Source organism: Vibrio sp. EA2 (genome assembly GCF_033042495.1).
In the GTDB taxonomy this organism is placed as follows: Bacteria; Pseudomonadota; Gammaproteobacteria; order Enterobacterales; family Vibrionaceae; genus Vibrio.
In genome coordinates this window covers 437,601-458,110 of sequence record NZ_JAWLID010000003.1, presented here as the reverse complement: position 1 = coordinate 458,110, position 20,510 = coordinate 437,601, and the positions used below count along the sequence as shown (strand labels likewise).

General features: G+C 45.5%; 20 protein-coding genes and 1 tRNA gene. 17 read left to right on the top strand and 4 right to left on the bottom strand.

Annotated elements, in window-relative coordinates; translation table 11 throughout:
* Window positions 1-269 precede the first annotated feature (269 nt).
* From RXX31_RS10095 to RXX31_RS10050, 10 genes are all read left to right on the top strand, one after another.
* A tRNA-Asn gene (locus RXX31_RS10095) sits at window positions 270-345 on the top strand.
* Between the two features lie 457 nt (window positions 346-802).
* Entirely contained in the window at window positions 803-1,381 is a 579-nt protein-coding gene (gene rsxA / locus RXX31_RS10090) for an electron transport complex subunit RsxA (RefSeq protein ID WP_264905142.1), read from the top strand.
* 3 nt (window positions 1,382-1,384) lie between these two features.
* Entirely contained in the window at window positions 1,385-1,981 is a 597-nt protein-coding gene (gene rsxB, locus RXX31_RS10085) for an electron transport complex subunit RsxB (protein ID WP_317589117.1), read from the top strand.
* A gap of 8 nt (window positions 1,982-1,989) precedes the next feature.
* A complete protein-coding gene (gene rsxC, locus RXX31_RS10080; RefSeq protein WP_317589116.1) occupies window positions 1,990-4,488 on the top strand; it encodes an electron transport complex subunit RsxC in 2,499 nt (832 codons plus the stop codon).
* A complete protein-coding gene (gene rsxD, locus RXX31_RS10075; protein WP_317589115.1) occupies window positions 4,488-5,534 on the top strand; it encodes an electron transport complex subunit RsxD in 1,047 nt (348 codons plus the stop codon). Before rsxC ends, rsxD begins: the two co-directional genes overlap by 1 nt.
* 7 nt (window positions 5,535-5,541) lie before the next feature.
* Complete coding sequence (rsxG, locus tag RXX31_RS10070; protein ID WP_317589114.1) at window positions 5,542-6,177, top strand: electron transport complex subunit RsxG; 636 nt, start codon at window positions 5,542-5,544, stop codon at window positions 6,175-6,177.
* Window positions 6,174-6,866, top strand: coding sequence for an electron transport complex subunit E (locus tag RXX31_RS10065; RefSeq protein WP_317589113.1), 693 nt, complete (start codon window positions 6,174-6,176; stop codon window positions 6,864-6,866). Before rsxG ends, RXX31_RS10065 begins: the two co-directional genes overlap by 4 nt.
* A gap of 75 nt (window positions 6,867-6,941) precedes the next feature.
* A complete protein-coding gene (nth, locus tag RXX31_RS10060; protein ID WP_317589111.1) occupies window positions 6,942-7,583 on the top strand; it encodes an endonuclease III in 642 nt (213 codons plus the stop codon).
* A gap of 32 nt (window positions 7,584-7,615) precedes the next feature.
* Window positions 7,616-8,032, top strand: a complete 417-nt coding sequence (gloA, locus tag RXX31_RS10055) for a lactoylglutathione lyase (protein ID WP_317589109.1) — start codon at window positions 7,616-7,618, stop codon at window positions 8,030-8,032.
* Between the two features lie 140 nt (window positions 8,033-8,172).
* Window positions 8,173-8,607: a DUF2753 domain-containing protein gene (locus RXX31_RS10050; RefSeq protein WP_317589107.1), complete on the top strand. Its 435-nt coding sequence runs from the start codon at window positions 8,173-8,175 to the stop codon at window positions 8,605-8,607.
* A gap of 49 nt (window positions 8,608-8,656) precedes the next feature.
* Here the strand turns inward: RXX31_RS10050 and motY are convergent, their stop codons facing one another.
* On the bottom strand, window positions 8,657-9,538 hold the full coding sequence (gene motY / locus RXX31_RS10045; protein WP_317589105.1) for a flagellar protein MotY: 882 nt from the start codon (window positions 9,536-9,538) through the stop codon (window positions 8,657-8,659).
* A gap of 316 nt (window positions 9,539-9,854) precedes the next feature.
* Here motY and rnt point away from each other — a divergent pair, with 316 nt between their 5' ends.
* Together rnt and RXX31_RS10035 are read left to right on the top strand one after the other, a co-directional pair.
* Window positions 9,855-10,505: a ribonuclease T gene (gene rnt / locus RXX31_RS10040; RefSeq protein WP_317589104.1), complete on the top strand. Its 651-nt coding sequence runs from the start codon at window positions 9,855-9,857 to the stop codon at window positions 10,503-10,505.
* Between the two features lie 21 nt (window positions 10,506-10,526).
* A complete protein-coding gene (locus RXX31_RS10035; protein WP_317589102.1) occupies window positions 10,527-11,852 on the top strand; it encodes a Na+/H+ antiporter family protein in 1,326 nt (441 codons plus the stop codon).
* A gap of 89 nt (window positions 11,853-11,941) precedes the next feature.
* Here RXX31_RS10035 and RXX31_RS10030 read toward each other — a convergent pair whose 3' ends face one another.
* Window positions 11,942-12,571 (bottom strand): DsbA family protein, encoded by a 630-nt coding sequence (locus RXX31_RS10030; RefSeq protein ID WP_317589100.1) that lies wholly within the window; start codon window positions 12,569-12,571, stop codon window positions 11,942-11,944.
* Between the two features lie 76 nt (window positions 12,572-12,647).
* Window positions 12,648-12,983, bottom strand: coding sequence for a Grx4 family monothiol glutaredoxin (locus RXX31_RS10025; protein ID WP_237316306.1), 336 nt, complete (start codon window positions 12,981-12,983; stop codon window positions 12,648-12,650).
* Between the two features lie 283 nt (window positions 12,984-13,266).
* Here RXX31_RS10025 and sodB point away from each other — a divergent pair, with 283 nt between their 5' ends.
* The 3 genes from sodB to RXX31_RS10010 all read left to right on the top strand — a co-directional run bounded on the left by sodB (window position 13,267) and on the right by RXX31_RS10010 (window position 15,374).
* Window positions 13,267-13,851 (top strand): superoxide dismutase [Fe], encoded by a 585-nt coding sequence (gene sodB / locus RXX31_RS10020; protein WP_014232551.1) that lies wholly within the window; start codon window positions 13,267-13,269, stop codon window positions 13,849-13,851.
* Window positions 13,852-14,005: 154 nt separating this feature from the next.
* Window positions 14,006-14,509, top strand: a complete 504-nt coding sequence (locus RXX31_RS10015) for a VC2046/SO_2500 family protein (RefSeq protein WP_317589096.1) — start codon at window positions 14,006-14,008, stop codon at window positions 14,507-14,509.
* Between the two features lie 181 nt (window positions 14,510-14,690).
* Window positions 14,691-15,374: an SDR family oxidoreductase gene (locus RXX31_RS10010; protein ID WP_317589095.1), complete on the top strand. Its 684-nt coding sequence runs from the start codon at window positions 14,691-14,693 to the stop codon at window positions 15,372-15,374.
* 160 nt (window positions 15,375-15,534) lie between these two features.
* On the opposite strand, the gene adhE is transcribed toward RXX31_RS10010, so the two are convergent.
* Window positions 15,535-18,237 carry a bifunctional acetaldehyde-CoA/alcohol dehydrogenase gene (gene adhE / locus RXX31_RS10005; RefSeq protein ID WP_317589093.1) on the bottom strand — a complete coding sequence of 901 codons (2,703 nt, stop codon included), beginning with the start codon at window positions 18,235-18,237 and terminating at the stop codon, window positions 15,535-15,537.
* A 697-nt stretch (window positions 18,238-18,934) separates the two neighbouring features.
* Between adhE and RXX31_RS10000 the strand changes: the two genes are divergently transcribed.
* Together RXX31_RS10000 and RXX31_RS09995 are read left to right on the top strand one after the other, a co-directional pair.
* A complete protein-coding gene (locus RXX31_RS10000; protein ID WP_317589091.1) occupies window positions 18,935-19,573 on the top strand; it encodes a YchE family NAAT transporter in 639 nt (212 codons plus the stop codon).
* A gap of 35 nt (window positions 19,574-19,608) precedes the next feature.
* Window positions 19,609-20,481, top strand: coding sequence for an ion transporter (locus RXX31_RS09995; RefSeq protein ID WP_317589090.1), 873 nt, complete (start codon window positions 19,609-19,611; stop codon window positions 20,479-20,481).
* The last annotated feature ends 29 nt before the right edge of the window (window positions 20,482-20,510 follow it).

Here is a 20,510-nt window from a genome sequence, read left to right as displayed (position 1 = left end):
GGAGTTGTGGTAACAGATTCCTTCTATTTAGAACTTATATTCTTTATCAATTTGAGCTTTTTCTCATTTTTTGCGCTAACTAGAAAAATTTCAGCCGATTTTTTAATTTCTAGTGGATTTTGTTTTTTCGAGCTGATAGGATTCTCAGCCGTTGAAAGACGTGGCCTTCCGACTTATTTAGGCCAAATCCTATCTATTCCTTATGTTTTTCATATTAGATGGTAGGTTACAGGGTCGGTAAGATTTGCCCCGCTTTCAAGCAAAGCAATTCCCCCTTAGTTCAGTTGGTAGAACGGCGGACTGTTAATCCGTATGTCGCAGGTTCGAGTCCCGCAGGGGGAGCCAAATTCAAGAAAAAAGCTCAGTGATATACTGAGCTTTTTTCGTTTAAGACTGCGACAAGTTTGTTCCAAACTTTTGTCTCAGAGCTGACCGCCCGCGTCGAGTCCCGATAGGGGGAGCCAAATTCAAGAAAAAGCCGTGTCGAAAGGCGCGGCTTTTTCGTTTCTAAGCTGCGACTTACTTGTTCCTGGTAAATGTCTCAGACCGAAGTGTCGGAGTACTGAGCCGACAGCATCGAGTCCCGCAACGATGAGTTAAAGTTTCCCTATCAATAAAGATCCAGTCGTAATTTGGCTTACAAATCATTCACCAAACCTCTCATTCAGATAAAAATTCATCTATCTGAATCACATAGACGGCTATTTTTCCGCCGTGTATATAAAACCACATCGTTCACTGGTTGTTATTGGTGTCACAAAACACGATAATATTGGGATCGGATTTTAAGAACGTAAAAACTATGACCGAATATGTTTTGTTGTTAGTCGGCACTGTGCTGGTAAACAACTTTGTACTGGTAAAATTTTTGGGCCTCTGTCCGTTTATGGGCGTGTCCAAAAAACTGGAAACAGCAATAGGTATGGGCTTAGCAACCACTTTCGTGCTAACCCTCGCGTCTGTGTGTTCGTATTTAGTAGAAAGCTACATCCTCAGCCCATTAGGTATCGAATATCTAAGAACCATGAGTTTTATCTTGGTTATCGCTGTTGTGGTTCAGTTCACAGAGATGGTTGTGCACAAAACCAGCCCGACACTCTATCGCCTACTCGGCATCTTCTTACCGCTCATTACCACGAACTGTGCGGTACTTGGTGTTGCGCTGCTCAATATCAATGAGAACCATAACTTCATCGAATCTATCATTTATGGCTTTGGTGCAGCAGTTGGTTTTTCGCTGGTATTAATTCTATTTGCCTCTATGCGTGAGCGAATTGCTGCCGCAGATGTACCGCTTCCTTTTAAAGGAGCATCCATTGCGATGATCACTGCTGGCTTAATGTCGCTTGCCTTTATGGGCTTTACTGGCTTGGTGAAGTAAACGATGAGTACGATTCTAATTGCGATCATCGCACTCGCTGTACTAGCTGCGATTTTCGGAGCCATCCTTGGATTTGCTTCTATTCGCTTCAAAGTTGAGGCGGATCCTATCGTCGATCAGATCGATTCTATTTTGCCGCAAACTCAGTGTGGCCAATGTGGCTATCCAGGCTGTCGCCCTTATGCTGAAGCGATTGCCAATGGTGACCATATCAACAAATGTCCTCCTGGCGGTCAGGCAACGATAGAAAAGCTAGCCGATCTCATGGGCGTAGAGCCAGAAGAGTCGGCACACGATCTTGAGAATAAAGTCCCTACGGTCGCGTTCATTCATGAAGACATGTGCATTGGCTGTACCAAATGCATTCAGGCTTGTCCTGTCGATGCTATTGTTGGTGGCACCAAGGCCCTTCATACCGTTATCAAAGAAGAATGTACTGGTTGTGACTTGTGTGTTGCACCATGTCCGACTGACTGTATAGAAATGATTCCTGTGGCAACCACCACAGACAGCTGGAAGTGGCAACTTAATACCATTCCAGTCGTGGATATTACGGATGCTGCCCAAGACGCAGCGAACGTGAAAGATTCAATTAATTAAGGTTTCGTATGTTGTCTTTGATTGAACAAATTCGTACTGGGTCGCTTTGGGATTTCCCAGGCGGTGTGCATCCGGCAGAAAATAAAAAACAATCCAATAAAGCAGAATTACTCCGCGCAGCGATTCCGGCAGAGATCATCCTGCCCTTGAAACAGCATATTGGTAAAGCAGGTAATCTACTTGTTGCCGAAGGTCAAAACGTACTAAAAGGCCAGCCTTTAACACACTCCGAATCGGGTTTCACGGTGCCTGTTCATGCGCCAACATCAGGTAAGATCACCGCGATCGAGCCTAGAACGGTCGCTCACCCATCAGGGCTAAGTGAACTGTGCGCCGTTATTACGCCTGACGGTAAAGATACTTGGTGTGAGAAAACACCGGTTACTGATTACACTCAAGAATCTGCAGATTCGTTAATCGACGTTATCCGTCTTGCGGGTATTTCGGGTATGGGTGGCGCAGGCTTCCCAACTGCGAAGAAGCTCCAATCTGGTGTAGCCCGAACGGAAATTCTGATTGTAAATGCCGCTGAGTGTGAGCCGTACATTACCTCCGACGACAAACTCATGCAGGAACATGCCGATGAGCTGATCCAGGGCATTGAGATTGTCGAACATATGCTCAAGCCAAAACTGACGATCATTGGTATTGAAGATAACAAACCAGCAGCCATTAAGGCACTGGAGAATGCCGCATTAAACAAAGATATTGTTATCCGCGTCATCCCGACCAAATACCCCTCAGGTGGCGAGAAGCAGCTGATCAAAATTCTAACCAATAAAGAAGTGCCTACTGGCGCGATCCCGGCAGATATTGGCATTCTGGTTCAAAACGTAGGCTCTTTATATTCAATCAAACGTGCCGTCATTGATGGCGAGCCAATGATTGAACGAATTGTCACTCTGACAGGAAAAACCTTCAAGAAGCCTCGCAACGTATGGGCACTTTTAGGAACACCAGTTCAGGCGCTGCTGGATGAATTTGGCTACAAGGCTGACAAAAAGCTCCAACGTTTGATCATGGGCGGCCCAATGATGGGCTTTACCCTGCCTCACTCTCACGTGCCAATTACCAAAACGGCTAACTGTATTCTTGCGCCAACTCGCTTTGAGATTTCAGCCAGTCAGTATGAGATGGAATGTATTCGCTGTGGTCAATGTGCTGAAGCTTGCCCTGCATCACTGCTTCCTCAACAACTGCTTTGGCATTCCAAAGCGGAAGAATATGAAAAGCTTGAAGAGTTAAACCTCAAAGACTGTATTGAGTGTGGTGCTTGTGCATTTGTTTGCCCAAGTGAAATTCCACTGGTGCAATACTATCGCCAGGCTAAAGCCGAAATTCGCACCCGAGCGCAAGAAGCAGAAGCGGCTGAGCGAGCAAAACTGCGCTTTGAAGAGAAAAAAGCGCGTATGGAACGCGAAAAAGCAGAGCGAGAAAACCGCTTTAAGAAAGCAGCCGATGAACGTCGCAAAGATATGAAATCTAAAGGTGGCGACGATGCGATAGCCGCTGCGATTGCTCGTGTGAAAGCACAAAAAACTGACGCAGAAGAGAAAGCAGAACCCGCCGTGAAACCAGCGGTTGCTGCTGCAATAGCAAAAGCGAAAGCCAAACAAGCCGCTGCTGCAGAAGCAGGCGCTTCAGAGCCAGACAATACCGAGATGGCCAAACTACGTGAAGAACGTAAGCGTCAGGCTCGTGAACGTAAGGCAGAAAAAGAGCAGAGCGGCGATTCAAGCGATAAAACAGCTGACAAAAAATCAGCGGTTGCCGCTGCGATTGCTCGCGCCAAGGCGAAAAAGGCACAGCAAGAGGAAAGCACACCTTCAGCTGAGCCTGAAGACAAAAAAGCGGCCGTAGCTGCTGCTATCGCTCGTGCGAAAGCACGCAAAGCTCAGCAAGAATCAGAAGCAAAACCGGCTGAGGATAAAGCGCCAACTGAACAAGCAGACGATCCGAAAAAAGCCGCCGTGGCTGCCGCCATTGCTCGTGCAAAAGCACGCAAAGCACAGCAAGAATCAGAAGCAAAGCCTGCTGAAGATGAAGTGCCGACCGAGCAAGCAGACGATCCGAAAAAAGCCGCCGTGGCTGCCGCTATTGCTCGTGCGAAAGCTCGTAAAGCTCAGCAAGAATCAGAAGCAAAACCTGCTGAAGATGATGCATCGGCAGAGAAAGCAGAAGATCCGAAGAAAGCCGCTGTCGCTGCTGCCATTGCCCGTGCGAAAGCTCGTAAAGCTCAGCAAGAATCAGAATCAAATCCCGCTGAAGATGAAGCGCCAGCTGAACAAACCGACGATCCGAAGAAAGCCGCTGTCGCTGCTGCCATAGCTCGCGCGAAAGCACGCAAAGCTCAGCAGGAAGCAGAATCAAAACCTGCTGAAGATGAAGCGCCAGCTGAACAAACTGACGATCCGAAGAAAGCCGCTGTCGCGGCGGCCATTGCTCGCGCCAAAGCACGCAAAGCTCAGCAAGAAGCAGATAAAAATAATACCGAGGAGAACGAGTAATGTCGTTTTTTATAGCCAGCTCACCGCATACCCACAGTCGTCGTAGCACGCCTGATTTGATGAAATGGGTGGCACTGTGTGCGATCCCTGGTTTAGCGGCTCAAACTTACTTTTTTGGCTGGGGAACACTGATCCAGCTTATTTTTGCCATTGCTGTTGCGATATCTCTGGAAGCATTAGTGATGATCGCCCGCAAGCGATCTCCAATTCGAGCACTTCGCGATAACAGTGCCATTGTTACCGCTTGGCTGCTGGCAGTTGCCATTCCGCCTTGGTCTCCTTGGTGGCTGACTGTGATCGGCTTAGTGTTTGCTATTGTCATAGCCAAACATCTCTATGGCGGCCTTGGGCAAAATCTGTTTAACCCTGCGATGGTGGCTTATGTTGTGCTGCTCATTTCATTCCCGGTTCAAATGACAAGCTGGAGCGTGCCGACATCTCTTATTCCGGATCACGTCAATTTCGCTGATGTGCTATCTCTTATCTTTACTGGATTTGATAACGATGGTCTATCACTTCAGCAAGTACGAGCTGGTGTCGACGGCATAACCATGGCAACCCCACTCGATGCCTTTAAAACTGGCCTGCATACGGGTGCAACACCAGCTGAAATTCTGTCACAGCCTATTTTTTCCGGTTTGGCGGGGATTGGCTGGCAGTGGGTCAATGTTGCTTACTTTGTTGGCGGCTTGGTGATGATCAAAAAGCGTATTATTCAGTGGTATATCCCTGCTGGTTTCCTGGCGAGCCTGACCTTGTTTAGCCTGGTGTTCGCGCTGATCACTCCTGGAGAAACGGCATCACCAATATTCCACTTATTATCAGGTGCGACCATGCTGGGCGCTTTCTTCATCGCAACGGATCCAGTCTCGGCTTCGACTACGGTAAAAGGTCGCCTAATATTTGGCGCTCTAATTGGCGCACTCGTCTTTATTATTCGTAGTTGGGGTGGCTTCCCTGATGGTGTCGCATTCGCCGTTCTGCTGGCTAACATGTGCGTGCCACTGATTGATTACTACACCAAACCTAGAACTTACGGTCACTGAGGAAAACATGTTAACCGCAATTAGAAAAAATGGTCTGACACTCGCTATCTTTGCTTGTGCCACAACAGGTCTGGTGGCATTGACTCAGTACTTAACCGAAGATCAAATCAAACAACAAGAACGCAAACAGTTGTTGTCAGTGCTTAATCAGGTCATTCCTGAGGCCATGCATGACAACGCGTTAACCCAAGCGTGTACGATGGTTAGTTCCCCAGAGCTTGGCACACTGCACGCAATGCCCGCTTATATAGCGACTAAAAATGGCGAACCAACCGCGATCGCGATTGAATCTATCGCACCAGATGGCTACAACGGTGAGATCAAAGTCATCACAGGTATTGATAACCAAGGCAAGGTTCTGGGTACTCGCGTACTTAGTCATCAAGAAACGCCGGGGTTAGGCGATAAAGTCGACCTACGAGTGACAGATTGGATCCTGAGCTTCACTGGAAAAGAAGTCACGGAAGCAAACTGGAATACTTGGCGAGTTCGTAAAGACGGTGGTGATTTTGATCAGTTTACTGGCGCGACGATTACGCCAAGAGCGGTAGTCAAAGTGGTGAGAAACACCGTAAACTATGTCAATAACACCCGTAATGAGATTCTCAGTCAGCCCCTAGACTGCACAGGAGGCAACCAATGAGTGACAACAAACTGCTGATGAAAAACGGCATGTGGAACAACAACCCAGCATTAGTTCAGCTGCTTGGTCTTTGTCCTCTTTTAGCTGTATCTTCAACGATCACAAACGCACTTGGCCTCGGCATTGCTACCCTATTGGTGCTGGTTGGCTCAAACGTGACGGTTGCTCTTATCCGTGACTACGTGCCAAAAGAGGTCCGCATTCCGATCTTCGTTATGATCATTGCGTCACTGGTCACCTGTGTACAGCTGTTGATGAATGCTTACGCATACGGTTTGTACCTTTCTCTCGGTATCTTTATCCCGCTGATCGTAACCAACTGTATCATTATTGGCCGGGCTGAAGCCTACGCATCAAAAAACGATGTCCTCCCTTCGGCTTTAGACGGCTTATGGATGGGCTTAGGCATGACCAGCGTATTAGTAGTATTAGGCGCAATGCGTGAGCTCATTGGTAACGGTACGTTATTTGACAGTGCAGATTTACTATTGGGTGACTGGGCGGCTTCGCTTCGAATTGAAATATTCCACGTCGATAGCAGCTTCCTTCTGGCTCTGCTGCCACCAGGCGCTTTCATTGGTGTGGGCTTACTGATCGCACTGAAAAATATCATCGACAGTTCGATTCAGGCGCGACAGCCAAAAGAAGAAAAACCAACCATTGAGCGTGCCCGCGTCACTAATGCTTAGAAGCATAATAAAATAAGGCTCTACCATTTGTAGGGCCTTTTTCATAAACCGCCAAGACGGTATTGGAAGTCAGCAATGAACAAAGTCAAAAGAATTGAAATTTTACAACGATTAAGGGAAAACAATCCAAACCCTCAGACCGAGCTAAACTGGAATTCTCCCTTTGAACTGCTTATCGCTGTATTGCTCTCAGCACAGGCGACAGATGTGAGCGTAAACAAAGCCACTGACAAGCTGTTCCCTGTAGCAAATACGCCACAGAGCATGTTTGATTTGGGTGTCGATGGCTTAAAGGAGTACATCAAGACCATTGGCCTGTTTAATTCGAAAGCAGAAAACACCATTAAAACCTGTAAGATCTTGCTGGAAAAGCACAATGGTGAAGTTCCGGAAGATCGTGCAGCACTTGAGGCTCTGCCAGGCGTAGGAAGAAAAACGGCAAACGTTGTGCTCAACACCGCTTTTGGCTGGCCCACCATTGCCGTCGATACGCATATTTATCGTGTCTCTAATCGCACGAAATTTGCGATGGGCAAAACGGTCGATGATGTCGAGCACAAACTATTAAAAGTGGTGCCTAAAGAGTTTAAACTCGATGTTCACCACTGGCTCATTCTTCATGGACGCTATACTTGTTTGGCGAGAAAGCCACGCTGCGGTAGCTGCATCATTGAAGATTTGTGCGAATATAAAGAGAAAGTATACCCAGATAGTTAACACTATTTGAAAATGAAAGCTAGGAGTTAAAAATGTCAAACGGTCGAATTCTTCACACCATGCTACGCGTGGGTGATCTAGACAAATCCATCCAATTTTACACTGACGTTATGGGTATGAAGTTGCTTCGTACCAACGAAAACAAAGACTACGAGTACACACTTGCCTTCCTAGGCTTCGGCGATGAGTCAGAAGGTGCGGTTATTGAGCTGACTTACAACTGGGGTACAACCGAGTATGACCTAGGCAATGCTTATGGCCATATCGCAATCGGTGTGGATGATATCTACGCAACCTGCGACGCTATCAAAGCAGTAGGTGGAAACGTAACGCGTGAACCAGGTCCTGTTAAGGGTGGTACGACTCACATCGCTTTCGTAAAAGATCCAGATGGCTACATGATCGAGCTGATCCAAAACAAACAAGCAACGGCAGGTCTGGAAGGCTAATACGTCTCTAGTTAACGGTTGTTGAAAGCATGAACAAAAGGCAGGTGTGAGACCTGCCTTTTATTTATAAACAAAAAACTTTACTTGATAATAATTATCGTTTAGATTTAATTCCAACATCGATATGTGGGATAACGATAATGATCAGTGAATGGGAAAAACACACACTTCTGGCCGATACTGCCCTTCAATTAGATGACCCTATACGTAGTATTCTTCATTACCAGCAAGCGCTTAGATTAAGCGAAGATATCAGTGACTGTGTGGAGATTGAAGCAGACGAACGCCTGTTAATCTCCGTCATCTCTTGTCACAACCTGGCGCAGTTCTGGCGATGGGCAGGTGACACAGAATATGAACTCCGATACCTTCAACTGGCGTCTGAAAAAGTCCTGACGCTCATTCCTCAATGCCCAAATAAAGAGTGTGCCAGCTTTATTGAATCCATCGGTTGCTGTACAAAAGCACTGATTGATTTTATGAAACGTCACCCTAATCCGATGATTGCCAAGCAAGTTGAAAAAATCGATACCGCAACCAACTGTGAAATCATCGCCAAGTTCCGCCTGAATTAGCAACAACCCACAAAGTCAGTTTATGACTTTGATATTTGAACCGCGAACACTAAACTTGTGTTCGCCCCAGAGAAATGACAACGCGACGGTTTTTATCTTTGCCAATGGGTGAGCGATTGTCTGCGATAGGTCGACGCTTTCCATAACCTTGCACTTGAATGCGGTCTTCTGGCATCCCCAACGATTTGAAATAACTGCTTAGTGATTCTGCACGCCGTTCCGACAAGCTCTGACTGGCACTTTTGCCATCGGTCGAATCGGTATAGGTCGCGACCAGAACCAAATCAACGTCTTGGTTGTAACGAATATAATCTGCGATCTGCGCCAATCTTTTCTTCGATGCTTTAGTCAACTGATCGCCCTGACGCTGGTAGTGTAAGATTGTAAAGGCAATGTCTTCAAAGCTGTACTTCAGTAAATTGGCGATGCAGTCGCTGAAAGTGTTGTATTTACTTTGAAACAGTACCGACGATAGAGCGACTTCAATTCTTTGGTCACCGCTCACCCAGTCCTGATAACTAAACGTCGGATATCGCCCTTTCTCGAGTTCAGACAAAATCCCCCATGCAGTTTGACCACCAACATAGCCATCAAATTGTTGAAAAAATTTGAGGTTGGTAATTCGATCAGCATGCTCACCCGGGCGCCAGGGCGGTGGCATAGAAATCAGACTCACGCTACGCGTCTCGCCCATAGGGCGTCGCATCTTTAACTCAAAATCTAAATTGATTTTTTTACTCGCATGTGACGAAAACACCGCATCACCGAAGCTTGGGATAGGATGCACAAGTTGACATTCTAGTGGTGTGTTAACAACCATCTGCCATTGAGACTGCTGTGGAGTTGCAACATAGCGCTTACTCAACTCCGCATAACTGTTAGCGCTAAGCAATGAAGATATCACACCGCTGGTTATCAGCCATTTATTCATCGGGTACTTTCTCTTAAATGGCAGTCTTTTGCCGCCAATTTGCATCTATTCAAAACCAAGACTTGCAATGCAATATTCCCGCCAACAACATCGCTAAGCCTATTTTATTAGCCTTTACGGCGGAGATGATCGTAAGTATTCGTACGCAAAGCAAAACATAAAATCAGCACTTCGATAGTTAACATCAGCATATTTCGCGTCAAAGTGGCTTATCGACTAACTAAAAAGCAGAATTGCATTTTTATCCGAGATTGCGGTTTTTCTCATCGGAAGAATCTGTAATAATGCCGCCCTCGTCACACAAAAATAAGCCAACATGACAATAGAAAATGAAGCTCTAACCCTGAAAAAACGTTTTCGAGGTTATTTCCCGGTGGTTGTTGACGTTGAGACTGCGGGTTTCAATGCTCAAACTGATGCACTTTTAGAAATATGCGCCGTTACCCTTCGTATGGATGACGACGGCGTCTTGCATCCGGCCTCGACGATTCATTTTCACGTTGAGCCGTTTGAAGGTGCGAACTTGGAGAAAGAAGCATTAGAATTCAATGGTATCCGTGACCCATTTAGTCCGTTACGCGGTGCTGTGTCTGAACAAGAAGCGCTAAAAGAAATTTATAAGCTCATCCGTAAAGAGCAAAAAGCCGCAGACTGTTCACGAGCGATTATGGTCGCACATAATGCCGCTTTCGACCTAGGTTTTGTGAATGCAGCGAACGAACGTTGCAAACTAAAACGAGTCCCTTTCCATCCGTTTGCCACTTTTGACACTGCGACACTAAGTGGTCTTGCTTATGGCCAAACCGTTCTGGCAAAAGCATGTAAAACGGCGGGTATGGAGTTCGACAACCGTGAAGCGCATTCAGCACTTTACGATACACAAAAAACTGCAGAGTTATTCTGTGGCATTGTTAACAAATGGAAGGCCCTTGGCGGTTGGCCGCTTGTTGACGACAACAATAAGTAAACACAATATATTGGAAAAAGTATGAATCCTGTTGTTATTTCTGTTTGCGTCATGCTCGTATTAGCGTTGATGCGGGTAAACGTGGTGGTCGCCCTCACGTTTAGTGCGATTGTGGGTGGTCTTGTCGCTGGCATGAGCCTAGGCGATACCGTTGCAGCTTTTGAAAGCGGCCTGGGTGGTGGTGCAACTATTGCTTTGAGCTATGCGATGCTCGGTACATTTGCCGTTGCGATATCTAAATCAGGTATCACCGACCTGTTGGCTAAAGACGTTATTAAGCGTATTAATGGTAAAGAAAGCTCTGCCTCGACGACCGGTCTAAAATACGCGGTGTTAGTGGCATTGATCCTTGTCACCATGTCTTCTCAGAACGTTATCCCTGTTCATATCGCCTTTATTCCAATTTTGATTCCACCTCTTTTGGGCGTATTTGCGAAGCTTAAATTGGATCGCCGTTTGATTGCATGTGTGTTGACTTTCGGTCTGATCACACCATACATGGTTCTGCCTGTTGGTTTTGGCGGCATCTTCTTAAACAACATCCTATTGAAGAACTTGCATGACAACGGTCTGGAAAACGTGGTTGCTAGTCAGGTCCCAACGGCAATGTTGCTTCCTGGTTTAGGCATGTTGTTTGGCTTATTCATTGCGATTTTTGTCAGCTACCGTAAGCCTCGTATCTATGAAGAAACCGAGTTAACCGTTGTTCATGAAACCAATCATGTAATCAACAAACAGCATATCCTTGTGGCTGCAATCGGTATCGTTGCCGCATTGAGTGTTCAGCTGTACACAGGCTCAATGATCATTGGTGCACTGGCTGGTTTTATGGTCTTTACCTTTGGTGGCGTGATTGCGTGGAAAGAAACCCAAGACGTATTCACTAAAGGCGTACACATGATGGCAATGATTGGCTTCATCATGATCGCAGCAGCTGGTTTTGCCGCAGTAATGAAACAAACCGGCGGTGTAGAAACCTTGGTTCAATCACTTTCAACCAGCATTGGCGACAATAAACCACTTGCTGCGCTGCTTATGCTTGTTGTGGGCTTGCTGGTCACTATGGGGATTGGCTCATCGTTCTCAACAATTCCAATTATCGCGACCATTTATGTACCACTTTCATTGGCGTTTGGTTTCTCACCAATGGCAACGATTGCACTTGTTGGTACCGCAGCGGCACTGGGTGACGCAGGTTCTCCAGCTTCTGACTCTACATTAGGTCCGACATCGGGTCTGAACGCTGATGGTCAGCACGAACACATTTGGGAAACCGTAGTACCGACCTTTATTCACTACAACATCCCACTGATCATCTTCGGCTGGATTGCTGCAATGGTACTTTAGTTCCCGTGATCCATAAGAAGTATTGATACTCTTACCTTAGTTACGAAAAAACCGCTCATTGAGCGGTTTTTGTTGTTTAAGCGATTGCATTATTCAGCTGGCATATTCTCGATGATGCGCTCACGAATTACCTTCAACGTGGTTTCGGTCGATAGGTAATCCACTTCGATCGGGAAATAAGCATCATTGATTTGCAGAACCAAGCTCGGGTACGAATTTACACCCAGGCTTCTGGCTAAACTCAGTTGATCCTGGAATACACCCTCTAAAAACGCGCCATCCATATCGTTCTTAAACTGCTGTACGTTTAAGCCAATCTCTCTGGCTAATTGTAGATGCGTCGCCTCTTCATGAGGTGGCAGCGCTCGCAGGTAATATGCGTGCTGAATCGCCTCCAGCATCTGTTCATAGCTGTCTTGGAAGCCCGCAGCAATAACCGCTCGGCAAGACTGGTAAGTACTTCTTACTGGCGTACACAATTTCCAAAAGTCGTAGTTGAACTTAGTTCCTAGCTGACGCTCAATCTGTTGCCAAATACCTTCAAGCTTTTGTTGCATCTCTGGTGGCATTGGTAAATTTGTATCTGGTGCAAGCCCACCCACCACATACTCAAATTGAATCACACCTGGCAGTTGCTGCTTCAGTTTATCGATGGTTGGTTTGTATCCCCAACACCAACTGCACATAGGATCATGCACGTAGTAAAGCTTTATGTTCATTCCACTACCTTAAAAAAGAAAAAAGGAGCCAGTGCGGCTCCCTCGTATTCTATCGCTAAATGTGAGTATTTACGAATTACTCAGCTTCGCCTTCAGCGCGTGCTGCAGCTTCTTTGATTAGCGGCTGAAGTTCACCTTTCTGGTACATTTCCAGAATGATATCACAACCACCAATTAGCTCACCTTCAATCCATAGTTGTGGGAACGTTGGCCATTGTGCGTATTTTGGTAGCTCTGCACGGATGTCTGGGTTTTGTAGAATGTCTACGTAAGCGAACTTCTCACCACATGCCATAAGAGCTTGTGACGCTTGAGAAGAGAAACCACAGCTTGGCAGTTTCGGTGAGCCTTTCATGTACAGCAAGATAGAGTTTTCAGAAATCTGCTGTTTGATTTTGTCGATAGTTTCCATCGCTTCCTCATTCCTAGGTTTTAACTTTGTTTATCTGCCACATTCTACTCAATAACAGCAGAATAAAAACCATATAATTAATATGGTTTAAGCTAAGCTTGTTTAATGATGCAAAATTCATCACTTCGTCACAGCTAACATCTTAAAATATTTTCATATCGGGGTTTTAATAAAGTAAAAACTTGCTAAAATACCTAGCAAGTCAGTCGTATCGACTCAGAACGAATAAAAACACTGGAAGCAATCGAAAGGTTACCCTTTCATATCAATGGAGAATCGAGTAATGGCATTTGAACTACCAGCTCTTCCTTACGCGAAAGACGCACTAGAACCACACATCTCAGCAGAGACTCTAGATTACCACCACGGTAAGCACCACAACACTTACGTAGTTAAGCTAAACGGTCTTATCCCTGGCACTGAGTTCGAAGGCAAAACACTAGAAGAGATCATCAAGACTTCTACTGGTGGCGTATTCAACAACGCTGCTCAAATCTGGAACCACACGTTCTACTGGCACTGTCTAGCTCCAAACGCGGGCGGCGAACCAACTGGCGCAGTTGCTGACGCAATCAACGCAGCGTTCGGTTCTTTCGAAGAATTCAAAGCGAAGTTCACTGACGCAGCAATCAACAACTTCGGTTCTTCATGGACTTGGCTAGTTAAGAAGGCTGACGGTTCTCTAGACATCGTTAACACTTCTAACGCAGCAACTCCTCTAACAGAAGAAGGTGTAACTCCACTTCTAACTGTTGACCTATGGGAACACGCTTACTACATCGATTACCGCAATGTACGTCCTGATTACATGAACGGCTTCTGGGCTCTTGTAAACTGGGATTTCGTAGCAGAGAACCTAGCGAAGTAATTAACTTCCCCCTAGTTCAATTTAGTCTGATTCAAAAGCTCGCCAATACCGCGAGCTTTTTTATTGCCTCACTTTAAAAAACGCATTTAATCTCTTCTTTTTTCTAAAGTTCTTTCTTGCTAGGCCGCTATAAAAGCATCTCAAGAGGAACATCATGCAAATTCATACTCTAGACAAAGCAGCAATTATTAACGAGCTTCAATTTGGTAGCGGTATTAGTCATGCCGTTCATGAAGGTCGACGTTCAGATTTTGCTCTTATCTTGTCTATGTTCTCTAACGATGTTCGTGACGTCGTTCCTGTTGAAGAAGTTAAAGAGGTGAAAACAAGTGATGAGATCCTACGTCAGCAGTTTTTCCTCTCTCAACCGCAAACTTTACGATCCGACAGCAGTAGTTATGAACTTGCTGCCGTGCAAGCTAAACAGTTTCACGGTGCTGGATTGCCTTCCGCGAAGCTTAGTCATTACCTCAAACCAGATGCTCTAACCTACCTACCGGAAGACACTTTTAACCTTCCCGAAGAGGTCTATCACAATCTGTCAGGGCATGAACGACGCCGTTTAGGCAAAAGAAATCAGTCACTTGTGTCTGATGCTGGATTGTATAATCAGCTTGTCACCGCTCAGCGCCAATACCAGATCCAAGCTCAGGCTTAGTGTTCAAGTTTTCACCTGGTGGTTACACTTGTAACACATACGAAATGTGACGACTTACTAATTACTACACAATAGTCTTCCCTCTAAAGCGTTAGTTTGAAGCCTTTCACACTGAGATGTTTGAATTTAACCCATGCTGGTAGCACAGACCACTGGTTTATATGGAGCAGTGAAGGTGTTTATGGATATCAAAGAATCAATCATACTTGTCACAGCAGCAGGTTCAGTCATAGGCCGAACGTGTTCCAGCCATTTTGCTCATCTCGGTGCCACGTTGATTCTCTGTGATCAAAACGCTAGCACCTTAGAGGCCAGTTACGAACAAATTAGTGCGTTTACCGATAAAGTGTTCGCCATCCAAGTATGCAGTGACGATACAACGTCTATCAATTTATTGTTTGACCAGATTGAGTCTGAACTTGGCGCAACGCCCGATGTGGTGGTCAATTGCTGGACCAGTTCCCCGATGCCAAGCTTAATGGCACCAGAACCAATGAGTACTTACATCGATCACCTTTCTTCTGCTGCTCGTTTTCTTTATACCTACGGACAGGTTGCCGCAGAACGCTTCCGTAGACGCAATAAGAAAGGAGTTATCGTGAATGTGGTTTCCCATGATAACCATGAAGATCTGACAGGTGTAGAAAGTATGGCGGCGTTGGTGTCCGGGTTTACCTATAGTTGGGCAAAAGAACTAACCCCATTCAATATCAGAGTTGGAGGTGTTATCCCGTCAATCACTCATACCAAAGAAGATTTGGACGAGATCCATTGGGCGGAAATCCAGGACGAGCTGGTTCGCAATACCGAATATATTGTCGCCAATGAGTACTTTAGTGGCAGAGTCGTTTCGACCGAGGTTTAAAACGTAGCGTCTATCCAAAAGTGGATTACCTCCCCCTCCCTCGTTTCAAAACAGGATAAGATTAGAGGATAAAAAAAGCCCCAGTCATATGACTGGGGCTTTAACTTTTTCCCGATTAAGGTTTCGTGCTAGCGAAAACCTTGTTCAAAACAACGCTTACTTACGCGTCAGCTTTTTCTTTTTTAGCTTTTGGCGCAGCTTTTGCTGCTTCTTGGTCTGCTTTCTTCTTGATTACAGTCGTACCTTCGAAAGTTTCACCTTCAACGAAAGCTTTACCGTAGTAAGAAGCAGTCAGAACTTCTTTCAGCTCGCTGATTAGTGGGTAGCGAGGGTTCGCACCAGTACATTGGTCATCGAACGCTTCAACTGCTAGCTCATCTAGTTTCGCGAAGAAGTCAGCTTCAGCAACACCCGCTGCCTGGATAGACATTGGGATGTCTAGGTTAGCTTTTAGCTCATCCATCCATGCTAGTAGACGTTCAATCTTCTGAGCAGTGCGGTCACCAGCTTGGCTTAGGCCTAGGTGGTCAGCAACTTCAGCGTAACGACGACGTGCTTGTGGACGGTCGTATTGAGAGAACGCAGTTTGTTTAGTTGGGTTATCGTTCGCGTTGTAACGTACAACGTTAGAGATAAGCAGTGCGTTAGCCAAACCGTGTGGTACGTGGAACTCAGCACCTAGTTTGTGCGCCATTGAGTGACAAACACCTAGGAATGCGTTCGCAAATGCTACACCAGCGATAGTTGCTGCGTTGTGTACTTTCTCACGAGCGATTGGGTCGTTAGCACCGTTCGCGTAGCTTGATGGTAGGTACTCTTTTAGCATCTTAAGTGCTTGTAGAGCTTGACCATCTGAGTATTCGTTCGCAAGAACAGATACGTAAGCTTCTAGTGCGTGAGTTACGGCATCGTAACCACCGAATGCGGTTAGAGACTTAGGCATGTTCATTACTAGGTTCGCATCAACGATAGCCATGTTAGGCGTTAGCTCGTAGTCCGCTAGTGGGTATTTAGCACCAGTCTGGTCGTCAGTAACAACGGCGAATGGTGTAACTTCTGAACCAGTACCTGAAGTAGTAGTGATACATACAAGCTCAGCTTTTTGACCCATTTTAGGGAACTTGTAGATACGTTTACGGATGTCCATAAAGCGCATTGCAAGTTCTTCGAAGTGTGTTTCTGGGTGCTCGTACATTACCCACATGATCTTCGCCGCATCCATTGGTGAACCACCACCTAGCGCTAGAATCACGTCTGGTTGGTAGCTAGCCATTTGAGCTGCACCTTTCTCTACAACAGATAGCGTTGGGTCAGCTTCAACGTCGAAGAACGTTTGAACTTCCATGCCTTGTGCTTTCAGTAGTTTCACTACGTCATCTGCGTAACCGTTGTTGAATAGGAAACGGTCAGTTACAAGGAATGCGCGTTTTTTACCTTCTAGGTCGCCAAGCGCGATTGGAAGGCTACCACGACGGAAGTAGATTGACTTAGGTAGTTTGTGCCACAACATGTTTTCAGCTCGCTTCGCAACAGTTTTCTTGTTGATTAGGTGTTTAGGACCTACGTTCTCAGAGATAGAGTTACCACCCCATGAACCACAACCTAGCGTTAGAGAAGGAGCAACGTTGAAGTTGTACAAGTCACCGATACCACCGTGAGTAGTCGGGATGTTGATTAGGATACGAGCCGTCTTCATCTTGTCACCGAAGTAACGGATACGGTCTGCGTTAACGTCTTGGTTAGTGTATAGACCAGAAGTGTGGCCGATACCGCCGATTTCAACCATTGTTACCGCTTGAGCAACCGCGTCTTCAAAGTTGTCAGCACGGAATAGACCTAGCGTTGGAGACAGTTTCTCGTGAGCAAATGCGTCGTCGTAAGATACTTTACCTAGACCTTCACCTACTAGAACTTTAGTGTCCGCAGGCACTTTAACGCCTGCCATTTCAGCGATAGCAGCCGCTGGTTGGCCAACGATTTTCGCGTTTAGTGCACCATCGATAAGCAGCACTTTACGAACTTTTTCCGCTTCCGCTTTGTTTAGTACGTATGCTTTGTGAGTCGCGAAACGCTCTTTCACTTCGTCGTAAACTTCGTCAACCACGATAGCTGCCTGCTCAGAAGCACACACTACGCCGTTATCGAATGTTTTAGACATAAGGATAGAAGCCACTGCACGTTTGATGTCAGCCGTTTCGTCGATAACAACAGGAACGTTACCTGCACCAACACCGATAGCTGGTTTACCTGAAGAGTAAGCCGCTTTAACCATGCCTGGACCACCAGTTGCAAGGATAAGTGCGATGTCATCGTGCTTCATAAGAGCGTTAGAAAGCTCAACTGAAGGCTGGTCGATCCAACCGATGATGTCTTTTGGCGCACCCGCTGCTACTGCTGCATCCAGAACAAGTTTCGCTGCATCGTTAGTGGAGTTTTTCGCACGTGGGTGTGGCGAGAAGATGATACCGTTACGAGTCTTCAGAGAGATTAGAGATTTGAAGATCGCAGTCGAAGTTGGGTTAGTGGTTGGTACGATACCGCAGATGATACCTACAGGCTCAGCGATAGTCATAGTACCTAGGTTGTCATCCTCTTCCAGGATGCCACAGGTTTGTTCGTCTTTGTATTTGTTGTAGATAAACTCAGAAGCGAAATGGTTCTTGATTACTTTATCTTCAACAATACCCATACCAGATTCTTCAACCGCTTGCTGCGCTAGAGGGATACGAGCTTGGTTAGCTGCAAGAGAAGCGGCACGGAAGATTTTGTCTACTTGCTCTTGAGAGTAAGTAGCGAACTCTTCTTGCGCTTTCTTAACGCGGGCAACCATTGCATCTAGTTCAGCCATATTAGTTACAGGCATAGGGATTCTCCTAAAATTAACAAATATTAAAAACTTTTTAGTAAGGCTATTGTTTATCTCTTCTTGCTGCTTATCAGCCACTTAACAAACGACTTAGTAAATTGCTTTCATGGCTGAGTATAATGTTTCAAAGAATGAAAATAATTGACTTGGATCAGTTCTCATCCTCGAAATACCACCAAAGTGTAGTATAAGTGACAAGCCCAACTGTAAGCAATTGAAAATAAACAAATTTACACCTTACAAACCATAGAACAAAAAAGCAGCAAACAGACAAAGAAATGAAATTAACTACACTACACTGTAAAAAAGTTTCATTTTTAGACATAAAAATTACATGTAAGCCTAATTTAATGTGCTACTAATAGTATATCGAATTGCTTCACCCCTCTGCAATCAACCTTTGTTTTAATCAAAAATGCACCAATGTGAATGTTTGTGTAAAACACAACTGTTAAACAATAGCACTCTACGCAACATTTGATTTCCAGATTAGATACAGATTTTTAAAAAATTAGTTTTTCTCACAAATAGTATGGGAAATGCGTTAGTTTTTTTCATTTCTACTCGGTGATGTTTTCACTTACATTTAGCGCCCAATGTCATATCGTCTGAATAGAGCGTCTTTATCTTCAGACGATTGGGATACCCTACTCTCTCCATTTTTCACTTATGTGAATGTTTATGAGAATGCACTATGCAAACTTTCGAGCTCGCTATTTTCTTACAGTTTTTTCTAGGTCTGGTTGCTGCCGTTAACCCTGTTGGCATCATGCCCGTGTTCGTATCACTTACGGGTCATATGACACCAGAAGAAAAGAGCAAAACAGCCACAACCGCAAACATTGCCGTTGCGATTATCCTTTGTATCTCGCTCCTGGCTGGTCAACTGCTATTAGATATGTTCAGTATTTCTCTGGATTCGTTTCGCGTTGCAGGTGGGTTACTACTGTTAAGCATCGCGTTCTCGATGATGAGCGGTAAATTGGGTGAGGATAAACAAAATAAACAAGAGAAGTCGGAATACGTAAGTCGTGAACAAATCGGGGTTGTCCCTCTGGCTATGCCTCTGATGGCAGGACCCGGCGCAATCAGCTCAACCATCGTTTACGGAGCTCGTTACCCTACTATGCTGGATACTGTCGGTATTAGTATTACGATCGGTGTGTTTTGTTTCTGTTCATGGTTGTTGTTTCGATCAGCTCCGTTGATTGTTCGATTCTTGGGGCAAACAGGAATCAACGTGATCACCCGTATTATGGGCTTGATCCTTGGTGCACTGGGTATTGAGTTCATCGCCAATGGACTACGTAATTTATTTCCCGGATTAGCCTGACTTTCCATAAGCTTGTATGATGGAGCGATTCAACCATGGATCGCTTTGTCATGAAGAATCACTCTCTGAAAAATACGCTTTACGTTACTATTTTTGGTACACATACCAAAGCAGGCCGTACTTTTGATATCGCATTAATTATTGCGATCTTAAGCTCTCTAGTTGTGCTGATACTCGATTCTATCCCTGCAGTTCAGGCTATATGGGCAAAGGAGCTAAAGGTCCTGGAGTACACCTTTACCGGCCTCTTTACGATTGAGTACCTGCTTCGCCTGTATTGCTCACCGAAACCCGCCGCTTATGCAAAAAGCTTCTACGGGGTGGTCGATTTACTGGCGATCTTGCCAACCTATTTAGTCCTGTTCTTTCCTTCGGCCTCATTTATGGGCGTAATCAGAGCACTTCGTGTGTTACGGATATTCCGAATTTTAAAGCTCGTTCGTTATCTGCAAGACTCTAATGTTCTTCTTCGCTCATTGCTCATGGCTCGCAGAAAAATATTCATATTCTTCAGTGCGGTAGCTATTCTCGTAACCATATTTGGGTCACTGATTTTTATCGTTGAGGGGCCTGAAAACGGGTTTACTAGTATTCCGAAAAGCATTTACTGGGCCATTGTGACCATTACTACAGTGGGATATGGCGATTTGATCCCACAGACCAACTTAGGTAAAGCGCTCGCTTCTATCACAATGTTACTGGGTTATTCGATACTAGCGGTACCGACAGGGATTTTTACCGCCGAGCTGCATCAAGAAATGCAATCGCACAAAGAATTGGTCAAATGCCCTAACTGTTCACAAGCGGGTCATGACCCAGATGCCATCTACTGTAAACATTGTGGCAGTGAATTAGCGGATCCTGACAAACGCGTGGTGCAGGGCGAAGGCAAAAAAAAGAGCTCCTAAAAAGGAGCTCTTGATATGATAAATTGAAA

Bases quoted from the DNA above. Each gene is read 5' to 3' on its own strand.
- rsxA (WP_264905142.1), top strand. From the start codon at position 803: ATGACCGAATATGTTTTGTTGTTAGTCGGCACTGTGCTGGTAAACAAC.
- RXX31_RS10050 (WP_317589107.1), top strand. From the start codon at position 8,173: ATGATCAGTGAATGGGAAAAACACACACTTCTGGCCGATACTGCCCTT.
- adhE (WP_317589093.1), bottom strand. From the start codon at position 18,237: ATGCCTGTAACTAATATGGCTGAACTAGATGCAATGGTTGCCCGCGTT.
- RXX31_RS10035 (WP_317589102.1), top strand. From the start codon at position 10,527: ATGAATCCTGTTGTTATTTCTGTTTGCGTCATGCTCGTATTAGCGTTG.
- nth (WP_317589111.1), top strand. From the start codon at position 6,942: ATGAACAAAGTCAAAAGAATTGAAATTTTACAACGATTAAGGGAAAAC.
- rsxG (WP_317589114.1), top strand. From the start codon at position 5,542: ATGTTAACCGCAATTAGAAAAAATGGTCTGACACTCGCTATCTTTGCT.
- RXX31_RS10010 (WP_317589095.1), top strand. From the start codon at position 14,691: ATGGATATCAAAGAATCAATCATACTTGTCACAGCAGCAGGTTCAGTC.
- RXX31_RS10015 (WP_317589096.1), top strand. From the start codon at position 14,006: ATGCAAATTCATACTCTAGACAAAGCAGCAATTATTAACGAGCTTCAA.
- rsxD (WP_317589115.1), top strand. From the start codon at position 4,488: ATGTCGTTTTTTATAGCCAGCTCACCGCATACCCACAGTCGTCGTAGC.
- motY (WP_317589105.1), bottom strand. From the start codon at position 9,538: ATGAATAAATGGCTGATAACCAGCGGTGTGATATCTTCATTGCTTAGC.
- gloA (WP_317589109.1), top strand. From the start codon at position 7,616: ATGTCAAACGGTCGAATTCTTCACACCATGCTACGCGTGGGTGATCTA.
- rnt (WP_317589104.1), top strand. From the start codon at position 9,855: ATGACAATAGAAAATGAAGCTCTAACCCTGAAAAAACGTTTTCGAGGT.
- RXX31_RS09995 (WP_317589090.1), top strand. From the start codon at position 19,609: ATGGATCGCTTTGTCATGAAGAATCACTCTCTGAAAAATACGCTTTAC.
- RXX31_RS10030 (WP_317589100.1), bottom strand. From the start codon at position 12,571: ATGAACATAAAGCTTTACTACGTGCATGATCCTATGTGCAGTTGGTGT.
- RXX31_RS10000 (WP_317589091.1), top strand. From the start codon at position 18,935: ATGCAAACTTTCGAGCTCGCTATTTTCTTACAGTTTTTTCTAGGTCTG.
- sodB (WP_014232551.1), top strand. From the start codon at position 13,267: ATGGCATTTGAACTACCAGCTCTTCCTTACGCGAAAGACGCACTAGAA.
- RXX31_RS10025 (WP_237316306.1), bottom strand. From the start codon at position 12,983: ATGGAAACTATCGACAAAATCAAACAGCAGATTTCTGAAAACTCTATC.
- rsxC (WP_317589116.1), top strand. From the start codon at position 1,990: ATGTTGTCTTTGATTGAACAAATTCGTACTGGGTCGCTTTGGGATTTC.
- rsxB (WP_317589117.1), top strand. From the start codon at position 1,385: ATGAGTACGATTCTAATTGCGATCATCGCACTCGCTGTACTAGCTGCG.
- RXX31_RS10065 (WP_317589113.1), top strand. From the start codon at position 6,174: ATGAGTGACAACAAACTGCTGATGAAAAACGGCATGTGGAACAACAAC.